A 22,483-nucleotide genomic window follows, 5' to 3' on the forward strand; every position below is an offset into this window, starting at 1 on the left:
AGTTCTCACGTTGCTTTTCAACAACTCACGTGGGATTTGACCGACGCCAATGCTCAACCTAGATATCCATCGGACGAACTCATTGTTCGTCAGTCCGACGATGGCAGCAAGGGATGGTTATCCCCCTTCCCGCCTATCTGCGGTGAATCGCAAACCCGTATCGATAGCCGAGATCTGCTTGACGTCTGCCATTCCATCATTTCGCTCGCTGGACAACTCGCCATGAAGTCGGGACGACTACTACTAATTGACGATGATTCCCATCTGCTCGACTCGATGGCCAGCTGGCTCCGCGAACAGGGGTATTTTGTCCTGACAGCCCGCTCGTGCGCGGCCGCGATCGAACAACTGCGGAAGGAACAGCTCGACCTCGTCATTGCCGACATTCGTCTCGATGACGGCGACGGCTTCGATGTTTTGGCGTGGGTACGCCAAAACAAGCCGGAACTCATGGTGATCCTGCTCACCGGTTACGGCACTGTCGAGACGGGCATCGAAGCCCTGCGTGCCGGCGCTTTTGATTTGCTGACCAAGCCGCTCATCGACGAAGAACTGGAGATGTCGATCCAGCGCGCCCTTTCACAAAACAAAGTGCTGGTCGAAAACCAGAGCCTGAAAGCACAACTAGATCTGCGCTTTGGCCTCGAGAGCATCGTGGGCCACGACCATCGCATGCAACGCGTCTACGACATGGTCGACCGCATTGCCGACACTCGGGCCACCGTCCTCATCACTGGCGAAAGCGGTACCGGCAAAAGCCTGCTTGCCCGCGCCATTCACCGCCGCAGCAGCCGACGCGATCAATCATTTGTCGAAGTTGCCTGCGGAGCCATGCCCGAAGCCCTGCTCGAAAGTGAACTGTTCGGCCATGCGGCCGGTTCGTTCACCGGCGCTGTGGGCGAAAAGGTCGGTAAGTTCACTCAGGCCGACAAGGGCACCATCTTCCTCGACGAAATTGGCACTGCCTCACCCAGCTTGCAGGTGAAGTTGCTGCGTGTGCTGCAAGAGTTCCATTTCGAACCTGTCGGCAGCACCAAGACAATCAAAGTCGACTCGCGCGTGATCCTCGCCACGAACGAAGACCTGGGCGAAGCGGTCGCCGATGGCCGCTTCCGCCAGGATCTGTTCTATCGCGTCAACGTCATCAACATCGAACTTCCCTCACTTCGCGAACGGATCGCCGATATCCCCCTGCTGTCCGCTCATTTTCAACAAAAGACCTGCGAAGAAGCTGGCCGCCCCGCGGAAGGTTTTGCCGAAGATGCGATGCAAGCGATGCAGCGCTATAACTGGCCAGGCAACGTGCGTGAATTGCAGAACACCATCGAGCGAGCCGTGTTGCTCGGTCGCAGCAACAAGGTAACCCTCGAAGATCTGCCACCGCAGATCGCCGCCGGCCAGCCTGTGTCGCTGGAAGCACTCAGCGGCAAAGCCCTCAAAGAAGCGATGGCTGCTCCCGAGCGGGCCATCATTCTGGAGATGCTCGAAAACAACCGCTGGAACCGTAATGCGACCGCTGATGCCCTCGGCATCAATCGCACCACGCTCTACAAGAAGATGAAGCGTCTCGGCATCGACAAACTGCCTCAGGCACAGATGTAAATGTCCAACAACTGGCCGGTTGTTGGACAGCCGCTGGTTTCCGAAATCCGGCCAAAGCGACTGTCAGCAAACGACTTGCGTCGGACCGGGCAATTCTCACACACGCCTTCTTGTCCAATAACCTCCCGGGTTGTTGGACACGGGCACCTTTTTGGGTCACCCGAATCGTCAACAAGACGAGCAAGCGCGAGACAAAGAACGGAAATCTTGCGCAGTTCGTTCGCCCCGACACCGGCCAGACGTCGCTGCGCAGTTCGATCCACCAAATTATTGAGAGCAGCCTGCCATTGTCAAACATGTGCGATACATTGTCAATATATTTGCATATACTTTTTCCGACGTCATCACGACAATAGCCAGCTAGTCGCCGCTGAATCACGCTGGTGCTCGCGAAACGGCAACCATCTTTCGCAGCAGGCGAATTTCTCCTTTGTGCGAAGCCTCGTCCTGAAACGCATGCAGAATGACTTGCCGCACGGTGCTGCCCGGCTGATCGACGGCCTCTCCCTTGAGGTCAATCTCACTCAGCCCGGCATACAGCTCTTTCAATCTCGCTTGTTGAGCCTCTAACTCAGCCACGATGGTTGCCAGCTTCGGAAACTTCTCGACGGGAGTCGCAGCGGGGCGGCTCTCCCAGCTGAACATTTCGAACCAACCAGCGGGAGCCTGTGGCTCAAGGCCGAGAGGCCCCGCAGTCAGCCACTCGACAACGACGTAGGCATGGCCAGCGTGCCAGACGATGTGATTCGAGAGGCCAGGCGGATGCCATAGCGACATGGCTTCGTCAACATTCTGCAACGAGCGCAAGAGAGCACGACGCACTTCAACAAACATCGCTAGCAAACTTTGATCGACCACCGCAGTCTCCCTCGGCATAGGCAGTTTTGGATTTAGCAGGACCAGCTTAGCACCGATTCCGTCATGGGAGCGGGCCACTTACAATCGTGGCATCTCTTCTCTCTCGGAGCGCAGTATCTTGGCCAGCCTGACGATCGAAAACTACGTCAAAACGATCTACCAGATCAGTTCGTTGCAAGCCGATGGTCCGGCAACGACTGGCCAATTGGCTGAAGCGCTGCAAGTCTCGCCTAGCACCGTCACCAGCATGCTCAAGACGCTCAGCGAGTCAGGTCTGGCAACGTATGTTCGCTATGGTGGAGCCGAACTAACCGATTCCGGCCGGGCACTGGCCCTGCGTGTCTTGCGCCGTCATCGGCTGATTGAATTGTTCCTGTCGCAAACACTGAACCTCACTTGGGACGAGGTTCACGAAGAGGCTGAGAACATGGAGCACGCGGTGAGCGATCTGCTCATCGACCGAATCGATGCTTACCTCAAATACCCGGCCTGCGATCCGCATGGCGACCCCATTCCCAAAGCCGATGGAACGGTCACGCCTTCGCCAACGGTCCGGCTCGCCGATTTGCAGGAACGCGACGCGTTTCGCATCGAACGCGTGCTCGACCAAACGCCCGAGTTTCTCCGCTATCTCGCCGAAACGGGCCTCAAACTGGGGGCTCAAGGCGAGGTGGTTTCCAACCGCCAAGAGGCCGGCGTGATCACCCTGCGCGTGGGCGAGTCCGTGGCAACCCTGAGTGTGTCGGTCGCGCAGCGCGTGCTGATCAATCGAACCGCTTCTTGATCTGAAACGCCGCCACATTTGCCAGGATGGCGTTATAATTGGGGCATGGAAACTCTCGTACAAGCTCGTCTCGACAAACTGGCCCCTGCCTCGCTCAAGCCGTATAAATCGCTCTCGAATGAAGAGCTATCGGCCCGGATCGAAAAAGTCCGCCGCGAGTTCGGTCCACGTCTGCTCATTCTTGGTCACCACTACCAGCAGGATGAAGTAATCGCGCACTCGGACCTGCGCGGCGATTCGTATCAATTGAGCCAATTGGCTGCGTCGAGCAACGACTGCCGGTACATCGTCTTTTGCGGTGTGCACTTCATGGCAGAGACGGCCGACATTCTGGCGAACCGCCCTGAGAAACTGGCCGAGCGAAAAGGCGAGCGTGTCACCGTGGTGCTGCCCGACTTGGGAGCAGGCTGCTCGATGGCAGACATGGCGGCGATCGACCAGGTGGAAGCCGCCTGGCAAGACCTGGGCGAGGTGATCGACACGAAGGACATCACCCCCGTTACCTATATCAACAGTGCCGCCAGCTTGAAGGCGTTCTGCGGTCGTCATGGCGGCATTGTCTGCACCAGCAGCAACGCCCGCGCAGTGCTCGACTGGGCCTACAAGCGCACGAGCCGCGTCTTCTTCTTTCCCGATCAACACTTGGGTCGCAACACGGCCCTTAAGATGGGCATCACCAACGATCAGATGCCAGTCTGGGATCCCTATGAACCGGAATTCGGCGGCAACACCGAAGATGCGATTCGCCGCAGCAAAGTAGTACTGTGGAAAGGGCATTGCAGCGTGCATCAGATGTTCAAGGCCGAGCACGTGGCTCTGTTCCGGCAACATCACCCGGGCATCAAGATTCTCGTCCACCCTGAGTGTCCGCAGGAAGTGAACGACATCGCCGATATCAGCGGCAGCACGAGCAAAATCATCGATGTCGTCGACAAAGCTCCTCCCGGCAGCAAATGGGCCATCGGCACCGAACTGCACCTGGTGAATCGCCTCAAGCAAGAACATCCCGAGCAGGAGATTCACTTTCTATCGCCGGTGGTCTGCATGTGCGCGACCATGTACCGCATCGATCTCGCCCACCTCTGCTGGAGCCTCGAACGACTCGCCGCGGGTGAACCCGTCAACATTATTCGCGTGGACGAAACCACTACCGAGCAAAGCCTGGTGGCACTCAGCCGAATGCTGGACGTGAAGTAACAGCTACGAACTCAATTTCTCCTGAATCAACGCCCAAGTTGCCTGCAGATTCAACTTGGCAATCCAGTCGGCAAGGTAGTCGTAGTCGATTTCGCGCTTCGTGATTCGCAACATGCTGGCGATATCGCGCAGGTGCTTCTCTGAGCCGCCGAGTTGATAGTACTCCATCTTTTTCAGCATCACGTCTTCGGGCGATGCGACCCAGGCATATCCCGATTCGCCGACCTCCACCCATTGGCGGCGATCGAGTTCCAAACGATCAAAGCCATCGTTGGTCGGAATGATGATGTCGGCTTTCACGCCTTCGGCGCTGTGAATGACGTTGAACTGAAATCGCTTGCGAATTGCCGATTGCATTGCTTCGCGACTGCAATAGAAGTCTGGCCCTGGGAAGGCGCTCAGGAAGGGCTCGACGTGTTCGAGTTGCAAGTCTGCCACCACATCGACATCGTTGGTAAACCGCGGTTCACCATAGGCGATGGAGGCAACCGAACCCACGATGGCGTAGCGTATTTGCAGTCGGTCGAAGAAGGCGACTAAGTCGGCGATCAAACGATCAGGTGTCATGTAACAACCGCTTCGCTGCTTCTCGATAGACCTGATCCTGCGTCCAGTCGGGATGTTCCGCCGCCACACGGCGACGGAGCGTATTGCGAGCGAAATGCCAAAGGCCAAGGGCGATGTTGACTCGCTCGCCCTCCGTCTTCGCACGTAGGACCTCAGCCATGTCGTCGTCGACAACTTCGACCACCGGCGCGCGAGCAGGGCCAATGATTTGTCGCCACTGGAGGTCATCGTTGGAAGGCATGGTTACCAGTTTATCAACTTTGGCCCTACGCCGGAATCTTCACTTCCTGCAGCACCTTGCCGTCGAGCGAGCGCATGGAGAGGATCAACTCCTTCCCGTTGGCGTTTCCTTCGATGATGGTCGCCGCGGACAACTTCGGTCCGCCGCCAATGAGTTGGCCAATGGGGCGATCATCACCAGCGGGGAGCCAAGTGGCGCGATGGGTGTGGCCAGAAACAACGAGCTGAATCTTGCCTTCCTTGAGAAGGGGCAGCCAAGCTTCGCGGCAGGGTTTCGCAAACAGGAAGTAGCCGGGGTTAGACGTTTCGTCGGTCCACCAGAGCGGAATGTGGCAGAACAAGATGCGATAGGGAGCCGAGCGGAACCAGTCCTCGCGAATGGTGCTCGCCAGCCACTTGGTCTGGCGTTCGCGCATCGCAGCAAAGCCCGCGAGTCCGGCGAATACTGGATGATCGTCGGGCTTGTCTTCCCCGGTGTCCATGACGAGCGCCGCCAGCGGTCCGCTGCGAAAACCGTAGTAAAAGCGGTCGTCTGGCGTGCCGGTGAATTCGGGCAGATGCCGGGCGGCGGGACCACGGACATCGTGATTGCCCCGGGCATAGGCGAGCGGCCACCGAGCGGCAACATCGAGTCCGCTGGGAGACAAGTACTGATTCGTCATCTTCAGCGGATCGTACACGTCGTTTGTTTGATCGCCGTTCCAGAGCAAGAAGTCGGGGGCTTTGTCGCTCGTCACTTTGTGTAGCGCGCGAATCGTCTCTTGGTTTTCGTGCGTGTCGTTCCAGATCAGAAACCGAGTTTCTCCAGCCGCGGGATCGAGCGTGCGGAAGGAATAGGTCTCTGAGACTTCGACCGGACCTTGCACGATGTTGTAAGCGTTCTTGAATTCGATCGAACGAGCCGTGATCCGATACTTGACTTCCTTACCGGCTGGCAAAGGTGGCAGGCGAAACTTCAGAGCGTACTGCTCCAGCGGCAGCAGACCATTCGACTCGGCATCGACTCGCTGAAACTCACCATCGCCGATAGCGAATTCAAGATAGCCAGCAACAGGACCAAACACGCCTTGCAAGATTGTGATCGATTCAGCGGCCGGGCCGCTCACCACGGGCCGGCCGATCAGCACCACTTCTGGTTCGTCGGGCTTGGGTGCCGCGGCCGTCGGTTGCAAATTCGTCGTTGCCGAGATGCCAATTCCAGCTGCCAGCGAGGTCGAAAGGAAGGAGCGGCGTTGCATGGTCAGCCTGCGAATCGGTGGGGTGAAGGCGAGAAAGTGATCGTTTCATCAATAACAGGTCGTTGCGGCGTGGGCAACGCGGCAACTATCTTTCAGAGGGTGAATCAGCTGATCCATTGCCTGGAAGAGGAAAACCAATGACGCTCGCGTTCTCGCGCCGCCGACTGCTCAAAGCCGCTCTCGCAACTCCAGTGGTCGCTGCGGCAGCAAGCGTTAGTCGCAGCACTCGCGCCGCGGATCGACCCAAGTTCAACGCGTCGATCGATGCTTCCTGGCAAGCAGGACTTGAGGCACTCAAGCCTTCGCCCGTCGAACTCGAACGTGGCCTGCGACTGCATGCCGAGTCGCTCGTGTTCGATTGCTACGGTTTTGCCCCGCGCTGCGCCATCGATGGAGAAGTGATCGCCAAGGCAGTGACAGCGGGTGCATCCGATGAAGAACTGCAGGACCTGCGCGAAGAAATGGGCATGACGCGTTGTGTGAACAGCGATGCCGAACGGAAGGAATTCGAGCTGGCGTGGCAAGCCGCGGGAGTGACTTGCATTTTTCAGAATGCCGGCGAAGAAGGGCAGGATCCGGTTCGTTTGCTGAAGCGCCTGGGACGATTCACCTACCTGACCGATCATCTGCGCGAGTTCGTATCCAAGGCCGTGACGCCCAGCGATATTGAGCAAGCCAAGCGAGCCGGCAAGCATTGTCTCTACTTCACCGGGAACGGGGTGCCGATTGCCGGCGAATTTAACTCTGTCCCCGACGAACTGCGACACATCAAGCTGTTCTATCAGCTGGGCATCCGCATGATGCACGTCACCTACAACCGCCGCAACTTGCTCGGCGATGGTTGCGCCGAGCCAGCCAACGGCGGCCTGAGCGATCTGGGACGGGCTGCGATCGCGGAGATGAACCGCGTGGGCGTGATTGTCGATGTGGCTCACAGCGGCTGGCGAACCAGCTTGGAAGCGGCTCAAACTTCGAAGTTGCCGATGGTCGCCAGTCACACGGCCTGCGATGCCGTGAATCATCACATTCGCGCGAAGCCAACGGAAGTGATCAAAGCAATCTGTGATGGAGGTGGTCTGGTCGGCATTTGCTGCATCCCAAACTTTCTCGGCGGCAAGGGCGACATCCCCGCACTAATCGAGCACATCGACTACGTCGCGAAACGCTTTGGCACGCAGCACGTCGGCATCGGCACCGATATTGCTTACTCGTCGAGCAACTCCGCCGCCGAAAGTCGCAAGGTTCCCTCACGTGGAACGCGGCGCACTCGATACGAAGCTTTCTGGCCCGAAGGTGCGCTCGGCCAGCGCTTTCCCGGTGAGAAGTCACTCGCCTGGACCAACTGGCCACTCTTCACCGTTGGTCTCGTCCAGCGTGGTTACCGCGACGACGATATTCGGCAGATATTGGGGCTGAATATGCTGCGAGTTTCTAACGCGGTGCTGAAGGGACGACAAACTTAAGATTTATCTCGCGAGCGCGGAGATAGCGTAGTAGGCAACTGCGGCGAGAGTTGCACCACAAGGCACGGTGGTGAACCAGGCGAGGAGGATCTCAACGACTTTGCGCCAGTGAGCTTGCCCCGTGGTGATGCCGATACCGAGGAGCGAACCAACACTCACGTGCGTGGTGCTGACCGGCATCCTGTGAAAACTGGCCGTCATCACCAGCCCAGCGGTGACCAGACTGGCGGCGAAGCCTTGGCCTGGACTCATGTCGGTCACTTTCTTACCCAGCGTTTCTGCCACTTTGTCGGCATCGAGTAGACCACCGAGGGCGATGAAGACCGCCACAATCACCACGGACCAAGGGCCGCTGAGCCCTGGAATCGCCAGCAACAAGGCTGCCATTTTCGGCGTGTCGTTCAAGCCGCGCGCAAAGCTGGCCGCACCAGCGCTCAAAAAGTGCAAGACGTCGAGCGTGCGATTGGGCTGGTCCGGGGCCAATCGCAACAGCCTCAGCAGCAGGTACGTAACTCCGCCCAGCACCACAGCAACGACCGGGCTGAAGAAAAGTGGATAGAAGAAGTTCGTGCCGAGGGCGGCCAGATTCACTCCGGCGGTTCCGCTACCAGCCAAGCCCGCGCCCAGTAGTGCGCCCACCAGAGCATGAGTTGTGGAAACCGGAAAGCCCAAGCGGGTTGCAAGAAAACTCGTCAGCGCGGCACCCAGCGCGACTGAAGTGAGAAACACCGGCGACTGCGCGAGTGTATCGGGGACAATCCCGCGTCCACCAAATGCTGTGATCAAGCCACCCGCCAGAAAGGCGGCGGCAATCGAGCCCGCAAAGGTGGTGGCAGTTCCCCAGTAGAGAGCGGTTCGCAGCGAAACAGTGCCACTGCCGTAGAGCGAGGCTACGCCTTTGAAATTGGCATTCGCGCCGTTGGTGAACGCCACAAAACACGCGGCCAGAAACAGAAGGATGGTGAGCACGCGTTCGCCTCGGTTCGCCGGCTTACACCGAAGTTACTTGATGACGTTCTCGGTCAGTTCCGCCGGATGCTGCTTGAGCGATGCGTACTCCTTCCACGAACCTTCGTACAACCGCACGTTCGGATACTTGGCGACATGCTTCAGATAGAAGCGCAGCAAGCTTCCCTCACGCGATGTTCCGCAGTAGACAAAAATCTCTTTGTCGGGAGTGATCCCGGCTTTCGCCAGTTCCGCTTTCGCCTGTTCGAACGGCAGAAACTTGTGCGTGTTGTCCTCTGCCATCAAGCGAGCCCAGTGAAAACTAATTGCACCGGGAATGTGCCCCTTCCTGAGCCAGACGTCGTCTTTGCCCAGATACTCGTTCTTCGGACGTGCATCGACGAATACCACGCCGGGCTTACCTTGGCGGCTGAGCAAGTCGTTCACGGTCGCAGAGATCTCTGGATGCATCTTCGCGGGCAGCTTACCGGCTGGATTGCCAAAGTACTCCTGCGTGACCGGAAGTTTCGCTTCTGTCCAGGCGGGCAGACCGCCATCAACGATGCGAATATCCTGCACGCCAAACTTTTCGAGCACATAGGCAACCATACTGGCACTCAGGATCTCGTCGTTCGGCAACTTCTCGCCCGTGGCATAGATCAGGTGCGTGCGGTTGCGATCGACCCCTGCTCGAACGAGCAGCGCCTTCGTCAGATCGTCGGGCAAGTACTGCACGGGTACGCCGTTGTCGGTGCCGCGGAGCGTATCGAAGTTGATGTGGTGCGCCGTCGGCAAATGGCCGCGAAAATAGTCCTTGTATCCGCCGCGGGTATCGAGCACGACGGGCCGCTGGCTCGCCTCTTGGGCCTCGATCAGCTTGTGCGCTTCAGCGGGCGAAATGATGCCGATTTCGGCGTGAGCAGACTGGATCGCGATGACGGAAATGATCGCGGCGACTACGATTCTCATAGTTTGCATACCATCAGAGAGTGGGTGGGTGCCGCGAATTCTACGGTGTTAGCAGGTAAGTAGCAAAGGGTAGGACGGTGGCCTGCTACGCCAGAATCGGTTTCACCACATGGCCGTGCACGTCGGTCAGTCGGAAGTAGCGGCCCTGGAACTTGTAGGTGAGCCGCTCGTGATCGATGCCGAGCAGATGCATGAGGGTGGCTTGAAAGTCGTGAACGTGGACGCCATCTTTGGCGACGTTCATGGCAAGGTCGTCCGATTCGCCGTAGGTGATGCCGGGCTTGATACCGCCGCCGGCCATCCAGACGGTAAACGCATACGGGTGATGGTCCCGGCCCCATTTCACGCGATCGTTAATGTTCCCTTGAATGAAAGGCGTGCGGCCGAACTCGCCGCCCCAAACCACCAGCGTATCGTCGAGCAGGCCGCGAGCTTTCAGGTCCTTCACAAGTGCGGCCGAGGGTTGATCGGTATCGCGGCACTGGTTGTAAAGCTCAGTCGTGATGCTGTTGTGCTGGTCCCAGCCCGCGTGCATGAGTTGCACGTAACGAACGCCCCGCTCGATTAGGCGGCGAGCCATCAGGCAGTTGTAAGCAAAGCTGCCGGGCTCTTTCACGCCGGGGCCATACGATTCCAGCGTAGCGGCCGTTTCGTCGGAGAAGTCAGTCAGTTCGGGCACGCTCGACTGCATCCGGTACGCCATCTCGTACTGCGCGATGCGCGTAGAGATCTCCGGATCGTTGAAGTCGTTCAGTCGCAACTCGTTGAGCTTGGCGAGCGCATCGAGCTGCGTGCGGCGAGTTTCGCGCGAGAGGCCGTCAGGATTGGTGAGATAAAGAACCGGCTCGCCACTGCCGCGAAACTTCACACCCTGGAACTTCGAGGGCAAGAATCCGCTGCCCCAGTAGAAGTCGTAAAAGATCTGGCCGCAGCTGGTGCCCTTACTGATGGAAGTCATCACGACGAAACCCGGTAGATTCTCAGTCTCGCTGCCGAGACCATAGCTGAGCCACGCGCCGAGCGAAGGTCGCCCGGGAAGTTCGCCGCCCGTGAGAAAGAATGTGATAGCCGGCGCGTGGTTGATCGCCTCGGTGTGCATGCTTTTGACGAAGCAGAGTTCATCAACAATTTTCGCCGTGTGAGGCATGAAGTTGCTGACCCAAGCGCCGCTGTTGCCATGCTGGGCGAAGGGTTCGATCGGCGCGAGCATGAGCTTGCCTTTCGGCGAGCCGGTCATGGTGCTGAAGCGTTTGCCAGCCGTGTACTCTTCCGGTACAGGCTGGCCGTGCAATTCTTTCAGCTTGGGTTTGTAATCGAACAGATCGGCATGCGTAGGAGCGCCGTTCTGAAAGAGATAGATCACGCGTTTGGCTTTCGGCGCATAGTGCGGCAGGTTTTCTAGCCCACCGACTCTCTTTGCTGGCCCAGCAGCGACATTCGGATCGGCTGCCAGTCCATCGCGCGCGAGTAACGAAGCGAGCGCAGCAGTGCCCAAGCCACAGGCCGAGCGCCCGAAGAACTCGCGGCGATTCACATGCAGTTGATGTTGAAGGTAAGGATGCATGGCTTATTCTTTGGAGAGTGTTTCGTCGAGATTCAAGAGCAGATTGCAGAACGCAGTTAGTGCTGCATGCTCGGTAAGATCGAGTTTCTCGTCACGGGGCGAAGCACCGATCGCGAGCAGCTTCTTGGCACCGTCATTGTCGGCTTGATACTTTTCGCGAAGTTCAGCGAGTGCACCGATGAGAAGCTGCTCTTCCATTGCTGTTGGTACCCGCGAAAGCAGTTGCTGATAGGCGAGCTTCACTTGCGCTGGGGGTGATGAGGCCTCGCTCTTCATCAGGCGTTCGGCCCACGTGCGCGATGCTTCGACATAGGTCACGTCATTGAGGGTGGTGAGGGCATGCAGCGGGGTGTTTGTGCGAGACGATTTTACCGAGCAGGTCTGCCGATTGGCGACATCGAAGAAGACGGTCGGACCGACGATCCGCCGCCAGAACTGATACACACTGCGGCGGTAGAGAGCTTCTCCTTTGTCTTCTTCGTAGCGAATCTTGCCAAAGGTAGCGTCTTCCCAAACACCGCTGGGTTGATAACCCTTCACCGGTGGACCACCGAGCTTATCGACAAGCAAACCGCTGACCGCGAGAGCTTGGTCGCGAATCATCCACGACGGTAAGCGAAAACGTGGTGCACGGGCCAACAGGCGATTGGCCGGGTCTTTTTCTTGCAACGCCGGCGTCGATTTCGAAGATTGCTGATAGGCGGCGCTCGTGACGATCAGCCGGTGAATGTGTTTTACGTTCCAACGATTCGTTTCGCCTTGGTGGGCAACCGTCGGCTGCGAAACTGTCGGCTGTTGAAACTCGCAAGCCAGCCAGTCGAGCAGTTCGGGATGAGAAGGTCGTTCGCTCTGCACACCAAAGTCTTCGCTCGTTTTCACGATGCCGGTGCCGAAGAACGACTGCCAATAACGATTGACCGTGACGCGCGCCGTGAGTGGATGCTCGGGAGCCACAAGCCAGCGGGCCAGTGCTAGACGATTGGTCGGAGCATCGGCAGGGAGCGGTGGCAGAATCGCGGGTGTGCCGTGCACGACTTTCTCTTCAGGCTTGTCGTAGGCACCGCGAGTAAGAATAAATGTTTCGCGAGGCTCTTTCCGCTCGCGCATGACCATCGTCCGTGGCAATGACTTCTCGAACTGATCTCGCTCCTTGCGCTTATCCTCAGCCCGCTTTTCAGCAGCGTTCCAAGGGGCGTGACTGGCGCGGAAGTGATCGGTCAGTTTCTTTTTGTCGCCATCGTTGCGCTGGCCTGCTGCGGTTTTGGCGATAGCCAGCACGTCCGGGGGAAGCTCTTTCAACTGCTGCGACGTGGCGGAGGTTGCAAGTAAACGGAAACAGCCGAGCGTATGTTGGCGGCCGAATTGAAAGGAGAGTTCCACCTTCAGCGATTGATCCGCAGCGAGCTTCACTGGCTTTGCCAACAGGAGCGTGAGCGTGTGAGGCTTGCCGAAGGCCGGCATCACCGCCCAGCCCGAATTGGGTTTGCCATCGATGGCTCCCGCGGCGGCCCAACCATCTTGTGAAAAATCAGCCGTCGCAGAGGTGATCTTTATTGGCTTGCCGTTGGCAGTAACCGAGATTTCGGAAAGGACAAAGTTGCCGTTGTCGGCGCGGCCTGGGCCTTGATTCACGAACGACTCATGCGGCAAGGCTTCCAGTTTCATCGCCGAGATCGTCATCTCTGCCGGGGCAAACTCAAGCGTGTACTTGCTTCGCTCGGCATTTTCGCCGCTCGCGAGAATCGTGGTCTCGTCAGTCGTCTTCAGTTCGATTCCCTCGCTGGCTTTCAATTCCTTCGGTGTGAGAGGTGGCCAGGCCACTTGTGTCGCGGAATCACCGGACAGCGTCTGCTCCCACTCAGCTTGCAACTTGGCCAACTCCTTTTCGAGTTCATCCTTCGCACTCTTCGCCTGCTGCTCTTCCTTCTTCAGCGAGTCGAGTTTGAACTGCTGCTCAGGCGAAGCAAAGCTCAGAACCGGGTTGGCGAGGCCGCCGGCGTCGTTGCCACCCGTCTCTTCAATCGAATTGAAGTAGGCCGAGAGCTGGTAGTACTCGCGCTGTTTAAGCGGATCGAATTTGTGATCGTGGCAACGGCAGCAGTTGAAAGTAAGAGCCATCCAGACCGCGCCGGTGGTCTCCACACGGTCTTGCACGTAGTCGACGCGCGACTCTTCCGCGATGCGGCCCCCTTCGCCGTTGATCATGTGGTTGCGATGAAATCCGCTGGCAATCAGTTGCTGCTGGGTGGGATTAGGGAGCAGGTCGCCAGCCAGTTGTTCGATGGTGAATTGATCGAAAGGCTGATTCCGATTCAGGGCCTCGGTCACCTGATCTCGCCAGTACCACATGGCCCGCGTGGGATCCCCTTGATAGCCATTCGTATCGGCATAGCGGGCAGCATCGAGCCAATCCCAAACCATCCGCTCGCCATAGCGGCGCGAGTTGAACAGCCGGTCGGCGACTTTCTCATAGGCTTGCGGCGAATCATCTTTCAGGAAGGCTGCAACCTCTTCTGTCGTGGGTGGCAAACCGGTGAGATCGAGCGTCACGCGGCGAATGAGCGTTTCTTTGGGCGCTGGCGGCGATGGTGACAGGCCTTCGCTTTCGAGTTTGGCGAGCAGGAAATGATCAAGCGGGTTCTTCAGCCAGGCAGCGTTCTTCACTGCTGGCAACGCCGGACGCTGTGGAGTTTCGTAGGCCCAGTGCTTGCCCCATATGGCTCCGCTGTCGATCCATTGCTTGAGCAGTTCGATCTGCTGCTTCGTCACCTTGCGGTTCGACTTCGGCGGCGGCATTTGCAAATCGGCGTCGGTCGAAATGAGCCGCTGGTACAGCTCACTCTCGGTGCTCTTGCCCGGCAGAATCACCGGGCTCTCGGTTCGTAGCGCCCCCGCTTCGGTATCGAGTTGCAGATCTGCTTCACGCGTCTTGGCGTCGGGACCGTGGCAGTGAAAGCAATTGTCGGAGAGGATCGGCAGAATATCGCGGCTGAAGTTGATTGCCGGCTCGGCAGAGTTTGCCAATACAGGCAACAGCGCCAACAGTGCTCCCATGAGCAGGGCGAATCGGAGCGGCGCGAGAAACATTCCTGGCATGAATCAGCTCGGGTTGGGAGGGAATGAGCGAAGCAGGCGGGTTGGTCGTGATTGCCACGACCACAGTATCTTCACCTTACTGTGAGCAGGTAGCAACTCTCAAGTAATTTGGCTCACCGATACATCTGCGTGGGATCAACCGTATCGGGCAACGGCGCTGGCGGAGGAGGTGGCGGCGGTGGAGCGGGAGTCATGGCGGGATCGATGTACCAGAGCAAGCGGCCCAGCAGGCGGAAGTACAGAAATAGCGGCGTAACGAGAAACAAGGCGCTCAAAGGGGCCACGATCACGCTCCCCATGCTCCAGAGGGCCACGCCCATCGAAGCGATTAGGCCGAGGATTAGCGTTTCCATATAGAACAGAATCCAGCCATCGCCAGTGAAGCGAAAGCTCTCCCAGAACGTGGGCGATTGATGAGCACCGAAGAGCGACTTGTGCAGCAGGATCGGCAGCCAGGCGATGGGCATGAAAACCATGGCCGAAACAAGCAGGATGATGGGCCCGCGAATGGTGACCCCTTCCCAGCCCAGGTAATAGCCCAGCCACACCGTCAGGCCGGGGAGCATGCCGATGAGCAACGACACCGGCAGGTAGATCGGATTTCCTTGCGGGACAAAGCCGCCAACGGGCCACTTTTCGATGGCGTCACAGCCCCGGCCGGTATCTTCGACAATTGCTTGCATATTGACGCAAAACAGCGCGAGCCAGACGAGTCCTAGTCCACTGGCAACCAGGGCAAAGAACGAGCCCGAAATGGTCAGGGCTGCTTCACCTTCGGCCGAGGTGCTCGCGGCCGCCGTAAGTTCGATGGCGAAAATCGGCGCGATGGCCAGGGCGGTGAGCATTAGCCAGCGACCAATGGTGCCAGGATAGAACAAGAATTCAGCAATGCCGACGAGAAACGGGCTGCGATGAAAGCGAGGCTGGTTGGGATCCACCGGCGCGCCCCACAATTCATCGCCGTATGACTCTTCGCGACGAACTCGTCGCCGCGGAGGTACCAGTGGTGGATTCGCAGTGTTGGCAGTCGGCCGCATACTCGGCGGTGGCGGATTGGCACCGGGCAACGGCTCGGCAGTAGGAGAGAGGCGATAGTCGGGCGCGAAACTACGCGGCGGCGGGGCCGCTGGCGATAACTGCGGTGCCGGCAGTGACTTCGCCGGTGGAACTGCTGACTCGGTGGGAGGTGGGCTGCCATGCAGGGCAAAGACATCCACCAGCCCGTCGTCGGTCTTGGAGCTATTCGTGCCAGAGGTCGTTGAAGTAAGAGGAACCGGTTCAACGGGCAGCGGAGCGAGCCGGAACTCGTCTTCTTCCTCTTCATCTGGACGGGCCTGCTCGACAGGCGAAAACTTCGGCCGTTCAACCGGCGCACTCATCCGAAAATCTTCGACACCGACCAGCGAAGGCCTGTCCGAGCTATCGATCTGCACCTTCGGCAGGCGCACTTCATTCTCGGCATGGCAGTCGTAGCAACGGACCGTCTGGCCAATCTGTTCTGGCCGGGCGTGCAACCGCGAGCCACATAGGAAGCAATGAAAGCCGAACTCGTTTCCTTGTTTGGCGGGCTTTGCCGATTTCGGCTCGTCGGGAGCCAGATCCTTGTCGTTGGGCGGTGGCGGCTGCGCCCGTTCGTCGGAACTTTCTTTCTTGGCTGTTGGTGCGACTGGCTTTGGACTAGCTTGCGGCGCTGGTTGCGGTTTGGCGGGTTGAGCCCGTTCTGCTGTAGTGGCCGGAGAAGTGGCAACGGGAGCGGGCTTCTTTGGCTCGGCACTTCGAGTTGGCTCGCTTTTCTTCTCAACTGACGGCGGAGCAACCGCTGCGGGCTTCGGTGCTGCACTTGGGGGCAGAATCGCCTCGCCCGTCGCATTCAGCGTGAAAGGCTTGCTGCATTTGGGACACAAGCAGACCTCTCCCGGCGGCAGCGGTGGTCTCTTCATCGTCTGGCGACAATGCGGACAGGTAATCCGTTCGGGAGCGCTCAAGCGAAGAACCTTATCGAAGTGAAGCAGCGAGTGCCATAAACCGAGAAGCTGACCCACTATTGTAGCAAGGGGCGGGAGCGGTTTTGCGACTGAACCGCGCCTTCACCGTCGCCCGCCAGAAATCGGTGGACAGCATCTCTCTTCTCGACCAATAATGCCGCTATCTCATCGCGACCCTTCTCCTTCTGAACAAGTGCCTCATGCGTCGCTGGCGATTCTCGCTACGAAGCTTTTTGCTATTCATCGTGATCATCACCGCGGTGACATCGCTTGTGGCAATGCGTGTTGGTCGGGGATTGCGGGCTTATCGGTCGCATGAATGGCTTGGGGCACACGGAGTAATTTGCTGCGTTCCAAATTCAGATCAAATGCCAATGTCCCTTGTCTGGAGAGAGTCTGCAGGCGTGTGTGTTGACGTGACATCAGCCGATTTGACGGCCCAACCCGAATGCTGGACGCACATTCGGAATCTCGGCGCTCTTCAGGAACTTTGGGGCGTGTCCGGGGAGGAGGCGAGTTCCAGAGAATTCATTGAGTGCTTAGGCCTGAATCAAGCGACGATAGTTAGTCTTGGAGTTAGCTGGGCCGAATTAACTCCTGATGCGTTAAGGGCAATCGGCGATTGCAAAGAGCTTACCAGACTTGCATTGATTGATCCGCCATCCGGCGTAATTCCGTTTCAGTTCACTCCACTGCCCAAACTGGAAAAAGTTTGGATACCTAGCATTCAGAACGAACTTCGAGATGCCGACCTGGTTTGGCTCGCGCATCAACCGGCCCTGAAGGAGATCATCCTTTGGAACCGAGATCTGTCACCATCGATTGTTGGGATACTCTGCGAATGCCAGGAACTGGAGACGTGCAATCTCGCCGGATGCACCATAGATCGGCCAGAACTTCAGAAGTTCGTTGTTTCAGCCAAGCGGCTGAAGAAGCTTGTACTTCCTAAGATCGCCTTCACTTCCACAGACGCCGAAGCAATCCTTCAGTCTTCACTCGCCGAAATCGATGTTCAGTATGCCACGCTCGATGCAGCTGCCTTTGAAGCGCTCCTCCGATGCGAACACATCGAGCGGCTGACGATCAAAGCTGAGATGCTCCAAGACGTAACTCTACCCAATGATCGCGCCACCGCACTGACTATTGTCGTTGATCAGGGGCAGCTCTCACTTGCCAAGTGGCGCGAACTGCGCGATCTGAAACGCCACAATATCACTATCGATTGGTGGCGATTTGGCATCGAAGGCATGGACCACGCACCGCTAGTGGAATGACCTCTCCTCCCCGTTCTCAGCCTGCGGCGTATCCGTTCCAATAGCAGAATGTTGAAGCACGAGATTTGAGGAAACGGACGGCGGGAGTAGCAATCGGATGACTGCGGCTTACGAGCAACTGTGTGGGCTGGCGCGCGAGGCGGCGCTAATTGAATCGGTCGAAGCGCTGTTGGGCTGGGATGAGCGAACCTATTTGCCCGAAGGTGCGGGGGAGTATCGCGCCGAGCAGATGACGTATCTGACGGGCCTCGCGCATCAGAAGCGAACGCAGCCGAAGTGGGGCGACTTGCTCGATGAGCTGGCCGATAGCGACCTGGCGAAGGATCCCCATAGTGACACCGGCACGACGATTCGCCAGCTGAAACGCGACTACGACAAGAAAGTGAAACTGCCGCAGTTGCTGGTGGAGGAACTGACGCGGGCGTCGGTGCTGGGACAACAAGCGTGGGTGAAGGCGCGGGCCGCGAATGATTTTGCGATGTTCCAGCCTCACTTGTCGAAGATCATCGACCTTAAGCGGCAACAGGCCGAAGCGGTAGGCTATGCCGATCAACCGTACGATGCGCTGCTCGACGATTATGAGCCGCATGCCAAGACGAAGGATCTGACCAGCGTGCTGGGCAAGCTAAGGCAAGAGCTTGTTCCGCTCGTCCACGCGATCATGGAGAGCGGCAAGCTTGCGCCGGTCGAGATTGTTTCGCGACATTTTCCACGCGATGCCCAGGAGGCATTCGGTAAGACAGCTTCGGCGAAGATCGGGTTTGAGTATCAACGCGGCCGGCTCGATGTGACGCATCATCCGTTTTGCACGGAACTGGGGCCCAACGATTGCCGGATCACCACTCGCTACGATGAGCGTCATTTCAACGGTGCGTTCTTCGGCATTTTGCACGAAGCGGGACATGGCATTTACGATCAAGGTCTGCGGAGCGAGCTGTTTGGTCTGCCGCCGGGGCAGTTCGTGTCGCTCGGCATTCATGAATCGCAGTCGCGGATGTGGGAGAACCTGGTCGGCCGAAGCAGCGCCTTCTGGCAACACTTTTTCCCGCAGTGGAGAGAGTTCTTTCCCGTCGCATCCCAAGGGGTGACACAGCAGGACCTGTTCGCCGCGATCAATCACGTGCAGCCTTCGCTGATTCGTGTCGAAGCCGACGAAGCGACCTACAACCTACACATCATTGTGCGGTTTGAACTGGAGCAAGCCCTGCTCAGTGGTGATTTGCCTGTCGCCGATTTGTCGGCCGCGTGGACGGAAAAATATCGCGAGTATTTGGGGATCGCCCCGCCCAACGATGCCAACGGCTGCTTGCAGGACGTACACTGGTCAGCAGCCCTGTTCGGTTATTTTCCCACGTATTCGCTGGGGAACTTGTATGCGTCGCAGTTGTTCGAGCAGGCAGACGAGGATCTGGGCGGGCTGAACAATTTGATGCAACGCGGCGAATTCACACCTCTCAAACATTGGCTTAACGAAAAAATCCATCGCCAGGGGCAATGCTATTCGGCAGCAGAGTTGGTGAAGCGAATCACCGGCAAGCCGCTCAGCAGCGAACCCTTGATGCGGCACTTGCGCGGCAAACTGTTGCCGCTGTATGGGCTCGCGTAGAGCGGGTGGCATTTTCGACAGAAGAGGTCGTCATGAAGAAACTGCGAGTCTGCGTTGTCGTACTTTGTTTGTTCACGCTCATCGTGCCGCCAGCACAGGCCTGGAATGCCGTCGGGCATTCGGTGGTCGCCCGGATTGCTTACGCGCAACTGACACCTGCCGAGCGTGAAAAAGTGGTGGCGCTGCTGAACAAGCACCCGCACGTCGACAGCTACCTGAAGGACAAACGGCCGGAGAGCGTGACTGAAGGGGAGTGGATGTTCATGCAGGCGGCCATTTGGCCCGACTGGGTTCGGCCGCCCCGCAACTTTCAGGGCAACCCGGCCGACCATCCGCGGCACAAGTTTCATCGCGGTCCCTGGCACTACGTAAACCGCGTCTACAAAGCTCATCAAGTTGAACTAACGCCGGGTGATCCACTGCCCGCCGAGACCAGCATTCAACAGCAACTGCCTCTCTCGGTCGACATTGCTTGCCAAAAGATGATGGAAGACCCGGGCATCGCGAAGGAAGTGACCGCCGAACAGAATCGGGCCGTGCGACTGGCGTGGGCGTTTCACCTGATTGGCGATATTCACCAGCCTATGCATGTAGCCTCGCTCGTCGACCCCGTCCGCTTGCCCGGCGGCGATGAAGGGGGAAACAAGCTGGCCCTGCGCGTCGATATTGGTGCCGAGCCTACCAAGCTCCACACATTCTGGGATGCCGTGCTGGGAACCGATGTCGATCCCGAGACCATTCAAGAACTGGCCGATTCGATTTTGAACGACGAGAAACTCAAGCCCGAGAAATTGCCCCAAGCAAAGAACGGCGACGTGAACGTCTGGATCGCCGAAAGCTACAAGCTGGCCGCTGAACATGCTTATCTGAACGGCGATTTGCCCATCGTACTGTTCGACGACTTCAAGTCGAATGCTGTGCAGCAAAACGATGTGCCGATTTTGCCAATCGGCGCCGAGAAAACCGCCCGCCGCCTCGCCCGGCAACAAGTAATGGTTGCCGGGTTGCGATTGGCTGAAAAACTGCGATTGGCGATCCAGTAATCGCCGGGAAAATGGGCTTCAAGAGAGTTTTTTCAGGCATATAATTGTGGTCATCATTGATCATTGCGGGTCGGAGCAAATCTTGTGTATCTAGTTGAAGACAAGCAACACGGCATCACCAACCTTGTGTTCACGTGGCGAGATCCACGGCGAGCTGGATATTTAGGACCCGTTATCGAAGGCGTCGAACTCGATTACAAAATCGACTCAGTTCACAGCTGGCCGCCAGGTGAGGATGCACCTGAAGATATTGTTGGGCACGCTCCCAATAACCCGAAACGCTACAAAGTGTTTCCCAGTAGTGATGACCTACGGCAGGCGGGATACGTCCCGGTTGATGGAACGGCCGAAGTATTTGGCTCATGGAAGGACTATCTCAAGCTACGACATGCCGCCGAACTTCCAGAAGAAGATTGGTTTCAGGAATTAGATCGACTTGACGAAGCGACTCGCAAGCGACGCCAGCGTTTGCGAGCCCCTGAACCTCCGGAAAGCAAAGATAGAGATGCTGTTGCGTGTTGGGTTGCCCAGAAGCATTTGGTTGCCGATTCAAGCATTCGCGAAATCTGGTACTTGCCCCGGGAGTCGCCCTCCGAAGAAATTCGATTCTTGGAGCTAAACGATCAGCTTGCTGGTGGCGACTCGAAGCCTGAGCCAATCGATTTCGGCCTTAATGTTGAAGGAGTGCGATTTCGGTTGCTGGTTGCGGATGTCACTACGGAGCAATTGGATTTGATTAAACTCGACCCCGCTCGGTTGCCCTCTGGCTGGGTTTTGGAGGGAAGCCAAGTGTGGAGAAGAGGGGCATGACCGACTTTCAGCGGTTGTTCCTCGTTCAAGGTTGCACCGACTTCGTTGTTTTCAAGCTATTGCGTGGGAGGAGTGACTTGCCGCCGTGCCACGCCCTGCACTACTTACAAATGGCTACCGAGTTGCTGGGCAAAGCACATGCGTGGAAAGACGGACCAAGAAAGAAAACTCATCGCGCGTTTGTCGCATTTCTAAGGAGCTTGTCTACGAATCGATCTGCGCAAAGGCGGCTAGGATTTGAGGGGCAAAACGAGAACTGGGAACACATGATTCGAAAGAGTGTTCCCTTGGCCGAAAAGATCGAAGATCTCGCCCCTGCCCTTGCCCAAGATGGCCCAAATCCGGAGTATCCGTGGCCGACCGCTGCTCCAGCAGTAGCACCTGCGGAGCACGAGTTCGAAATCTGGCAAGAATTACAAGAGACTGCGGCTGGGCGCCATTTCCTAAAAATTGTCGATGGGCTTTTTACGAGCGCGGACGCTTTTTTGTGACTCCGCGCTTTCGAGCCAACTGCAATTGAAGATGATTACTTGCTGGCCTTCGTCAGCACGATGTCCTTGAACTGAATCGTCATCGGCGGGCCAGCGTGGAGTTGCAGGGCGAGAATGCCACTTTCCTTGGCCTTGCCAACTTGGCCATCGGTAACGTCGACGGTGACGAAGCCGTTGATCTTCTGCACGAGGTGAGTTCCCTTCGCCGAGACTTCCATCTCGTTCCAGTCTTCCTTCTTAATGCTGGCGAGAATCTCTTTGTTGTCGGCTGTGGTGCCAGTGACGGTTTTCTTGCCATCCGAAGCGATTTCGACTTTTTGAGTCCGTTCGGCGAGGATGCCGCGGCCACGCTCTTCGTACAGGATGCCGATGTACTTCTCGCCTGCTTCGATATCGGCCTGGTAACCGCCAACCACGTGATTGCCGTGATCGGTGCTGCGGTACTGAATGCCGCTATTGCCGCCAACGATCTTGAACTTCAACTTGAGATCGAAGTCGCCGATCTCGCCACCTTGCCAAATGAGAAAGGTGTTTCCTTTGGTGGGATTGTCGGCAGTCGTCTGTCCGGTGATCGCGCCATCCTTAACCGACCAGAAGGCATCATTTCCCTTCCAGCCTTCGAGGGTTTTGCCATCGAAGAGTTTCTGCGGCTCGGCAGCTGTTGCTGCCATGCTGAGCAAGCCCAAACCGGCGAGCAACAAGGTGCTGAAGAGTCGAGATGTGTAACGCATGAGTGACCTTTCAAGAT

The 22,483-nt window shown here is 57.7% G+C and carries 19 protein-coding genes; 9 read left to right on the forward strand and 10 right to left on the reverse strand.

Going from position 1 to position 22,483, the window contains the following annotated elements; translation table 11 throughout:
* Positions 1-222 precede the first annotated feature (222 nt).
* Complete coding sequence (locus NA78x_RS26140; RefSeq protein WP_425615316.1) at positions 223-1,602, forward strand: sigma-54-dependent transcriptional regulator; 1,380 nt, start codon at positions 223-225, stop codon at positions 1,600-1,602.
* A 375-nt stretch (positions 1,603-1,977) separates the two neighbouring features.
* Here the strand turns inward: NA78x_RS26140 and NA78x_RS26145 are convergent, their stop codons facing one another.
* Entirely contained in the window at positions 1,978-2,460 is a 483-nt protein-coding gene (locus tag NA78x_RS26145; protein WP_425615317.1) for a DinB family protein, read from the reverse strand.
* A gap of 118 nt (positions 2,461-2,578) precedes the next feature.
* Between NA78x_RS26145 and NA78x_RS26150 the strand changes: the two genes are divergently transcribed.
* Positions 2,579-3,244: a metal-dependent transcriptional regulator gene (locus NA78x_RS26150; protein ID WP_425615318.1), complete on the forward strand. Its 666-nt coding sequence runs from the start codon at positions 2,579-2,581 to the stop codon at positions 3,242-3,244.
* A 45-nt stretch (positions 3,245-3,289) separates the two neighbouring features.
* The gene (gene nadA, locus NA78x_RS26155; protein ID WP_425615319.1) at positions 3,290-4,441 is read left to right on the forward strand and encodes a quinolinate synthase NadA; all 1,152 of its coding nucleotides are present in this window, start codon (positions 3,290-3,292) and stop codon (positions 4,439-4,441) included.
* A gap of 3 nt (positions 4,442-4,444) precedes the next feature.
* Here the strand turns inward: nadA and NA78x_RS26160 are convergent, their stop codons facing one another.
* The 3 genes from NA78x_RS26160 to NA78x_RS26170 are packed head-to-tail and all read right to left on the reverse strand — an operon-like array spanning position 4,445 to position 6,486.
* Entirely contained in the window at positions 4,445-5,008 is a 564-nt protein-coding gene (locus NA78x_RS26160; RefSeq protein ID WP_425615320.1) for a hypothetical protein, read from the reverse strand.
* Positions 4,998-5,249: a hypothetical protein gene (locus NA78x_RS26165; RefSeq protein ID WP_425615321.1), complete on the reverse strand. Its 252-nt coding sequence runs from the start codon at positions 5,247-5,249 to the stop codon at positions 4,998-5,000. Before NA78x_RS26165 ends, NA78x_RS26160 begins: the two co-directional genes overlap by 11 nt.
* A 25-nt stretch (positions 5,250-5,274) precedes the next feature.
* Positions 5,275-6,486, reverse strand: coding sequence for a metallophosphoesterase family protein (locus NA78x_RS26170; RefSeq protein WP_425615322.1), 1,212 nt, complete (start codon positions 6,484-6,486; stop codon positions 5,275-5,277).
* Between the two features lie 137 nt (positions 6,487-6,623).
* On the opposite strand from NA78x_RS26170, the gene NA78x_RS26175 reads away from it, so the two are divergent.
* Entirely contained in the window at positions 6,624-7,949 is a 1,326-nt protein-coding gene (locus NA78x_RS26175) for a dipeptidase (protein WP_425615323.1), read from the forward strand.
* 3 nt (positions 7,950-7,952) lie between these two features.
* Here the strand turns inward: NA78x_RS26175 and NA78x_RS26180 are convergent, their stop codons facing one another.
* The 5 genes from NA78x_RS26180 to NA78x_RS26200 form a co-directional block, all read right to left on the reverse strand.
* A complete protein-coding gene (locus tag NA78x_RS26180) occupies positions 7,953-8,918 on the reverse strand; it encodes an anion permease (RefSeq protein ID WP_425615324.1) in 966 nt (321 codons plus the stop codon).
* 33 nt (positions 8,919-8,951) lie between these two features.
* Positions 8,952-9,866, reverse strand: coding sequence for a sulfurtransferase (locus NA78x_RS26185; RefSeq protein WP_425615325.1), 915 nt, complete (start codon positions 9,864-9,866; stop codon positions 8,952-8,954).
* 85 nt (positions 9,867-9,951) lie between these two features.
* A complete protein-coding gene (locus NA78x_RS26190; RefSeq protein ID WP_425615326.1) occupies positions 9,952-11,430 on the reverse strand; it encodes a DUF1501 domain-containing protein in 1,479 nt (492 codons plus the stop codon).
* A gap of 3 nt (positions 11,431-11,433) precedes the next feature.
* Positions 11,434-14,526 (reverse strand): PSD1 and planctomycete cytochrome C domain-containing protein, encoded by a 3,093-nt coding sequence (locus NA78x_RS26195; RefSeq protein WP_425615327.1) that lies wholly within the window; start codon positions 14,524-14,526, stop codon positions 11,434-11,436.
* Positions 14,527-14,639: 113 nt separating this feature from the next.
* Positions 14,640-16,511 carry a hypothetical protein gene (locus NA78x_RS26200; protein ID WP_425615328.1) on the reverse strand — a complete coding sequence of 624 codons (1,872 nt, stop codon included), beginning with the start codon at positions 16,509-16,511 and terminating at the stop codon, positions 14,640-14,642.
* 200 nt (positions 16,512-16,711) lie between these two features.
* Between NA78x_RS26200 and NA78x_RS26205 the strand changes: the two genes are divergently transcribed.
* From NA78x_RS26205 to NA78x_RS26225, 5 genes are all read left to right on the forward strand, one after another.
* Entirely contained in the window at positions 16,712-17,785 is a 1,074-nt protein-coding gene (locus tag NA78x_RS26205) for a hypothetical protein (RefSeq protein WP_425615329.1), read from the forward strand.
* Between the two features lie 97 nt (positions 17,786-17,882).
* Positions 17,883-19,391, forward strand: coding sequence for a carboxypeptidase M32 (locus tag NA78x_RS26210; protein WP_425615330.1), 1,509 nt, complete (start codon positions 17,883-17,885; stop codon positions 19,389-19,391).
* Between the two features lie 32 nt (positions 19,392-19,423).
* Positions 19,424-20,434, forward strand: a complete 1,011-nt coding sequence (locus NA78x_RS26215) for a S1/P1 nuclease (RefSeq protein WP_425615331.1) — start codon at positions 19,424-19,426, stop codon at positions 20,432-20,434.
* 84 nt (positions 20,435-20,518) lie between these two features.
* Complete coding sequence (locus NA78x_RS26220) at positions 20,519-21,244, forward strand: hypothetical protein (protein ID WP_425615332.1); 726 nt, start codon at positions 20,519-20,521, stop codon at positions 21,242-21,244.
* A complete protein-coding gene (locus NA78x_RS26225; protein WP_425615333.1) occupies positions 21,241-21,735 on the forward strand; it encodes a hypothetical protein in 495 nt (164 codons plus the stop codon). Before NA78x_RS26220 ends, NA78x_RS26225 begins: the two co-directional genes overlap by 4 nt.
* A 35-nt stretch (positions 21,736-21,770) precedes the next feature.
* Here NA78x_RS26225 and NA78x_RS26230 read toward each other — a convergent pair whose 3' ends face one another.
* Positions 21,771-22,466, reverse strand: a complete 696-nt coding sequence (locus NA78x_RS26230; protein ID WP_425615334.1) for a 3-keto-disaccharide hydrolase — start codon at positions 22,464-22,466, stop codon at positions 21,771-21,773.
* Positions 22,467-22,483: the final 17 nt, after the last annotated feature.

The sequence above is a fragment of the Anatilimnocola aquadivae genome, from assembly GCF_049819085.1.
Lineage (GTDB): Bacteria > Planctomycetota > Planctomycetia > Pirellulales > Pirellulaceae > Anatilimnocola.

Excerpts from the sequence above, each read along its gene's own strand:
- NA78x_RS26140 (WP_425615316.1), top strand. The coding sequence starts at position 223 with ATGAAGTCGGGACGACTACTACTAATTGACGATGATTCCCATCTGCTC.
- nadA (WP_425615319.1), top strand. The coding sequence starts at position 3,290 with ATGGAAACTCTCGTACAAGCTCGTCTCGACAAACTGGCCCCTGCCTCG.
- NA78x_RS26160 (WP_425615320.1), bottom strand. The coding sequence starts at position 5,008 with ATGACACCTGATCGTTTGATCGCCGACTTAGTCGCCTTCTTCGACCGA.
- NA78x_RS26165 (WP_425615321.1), bottom strand. The coding sequence starts at position 5,249 with ATGCCTTCCAACGATGACCTCCAGTGGCGACAAATCATTGGCCCTGCT.
- NA78x_RS26170 (WP_425615322.1), bottom strand. The coding sequence starts at position 6,486 with ATGCAACGCCGCTCCTTCCTTTCGACCTCGCTGGCAGCTGGAATTGGC.
- NA78x_RS26175 (WP_425615323.1), top strand. The coding sequence starts at position 6,624 with ATGACGCTCGCGTTCTCGCGCCGCCGACTGCTCAAAGCCGCTCTCGCA.
- NA78x_RS26185 (WP_425615325.1), bottom strand. The coding sequence starts at position 9,866 with ATGAGAATCGTAGTCGCCGCGATCATTTCCGTCATCGCGATCCAGTCT.
- NA78x_RS26190 (WP_425615326.1), bottom strand. The coding sequence starts at position 11,430 with ATGCATCCTTACCTTCAACATCAACTGCATGTGAATCGCCGCGAGTTC.
- NA78x_RS26195 (WP_425615327.1), bottom strand. The coding sequence starts at position 14,526 with ATGCCAGGAATGTTTCTCGCGCCGCTCCGATTCGCCCTGCTCATGGGA.
- NA78x_RS26205 (WP_425615329.1), top strand. The coding sequence starts at position 16,712 with ATGCGTCGCTGGCGATTCTCGCTACGAAGCTTTTTGCTATTCATCGTG.
- NA78x_RS26210 (WP_425615330.1), top strand. The coding sequence starts at position 17,883 with ATGACTGCGGCTTACGAGCAACTGTGTGGGCTGGCGCGCGAGGCGGCG.
- NA78x_RS26215 (WP_425615331.1), top strand. The coding sequence starts at position 19,424 with ATGAAGAAACTGCGAGTCTGCGTTGTCGTACTTTGTTTGTTCACGCTC.
- NA78x_RS26225 (WP_425615333.1), top strand. The coding sequence starts at position 21,241 with ATGACCGACTTTCAGCGGTTGTTCCTCGTTCAAGGTTGCACCGACTTC.
- NA78x_RS26230 (WP_425615334.1), bottom strand. The coding sequence starts at position 22,466 with ATGCGTTACACATCTCGACTCTTCAGCACCTTGTTGCTCGCCGGTTTG.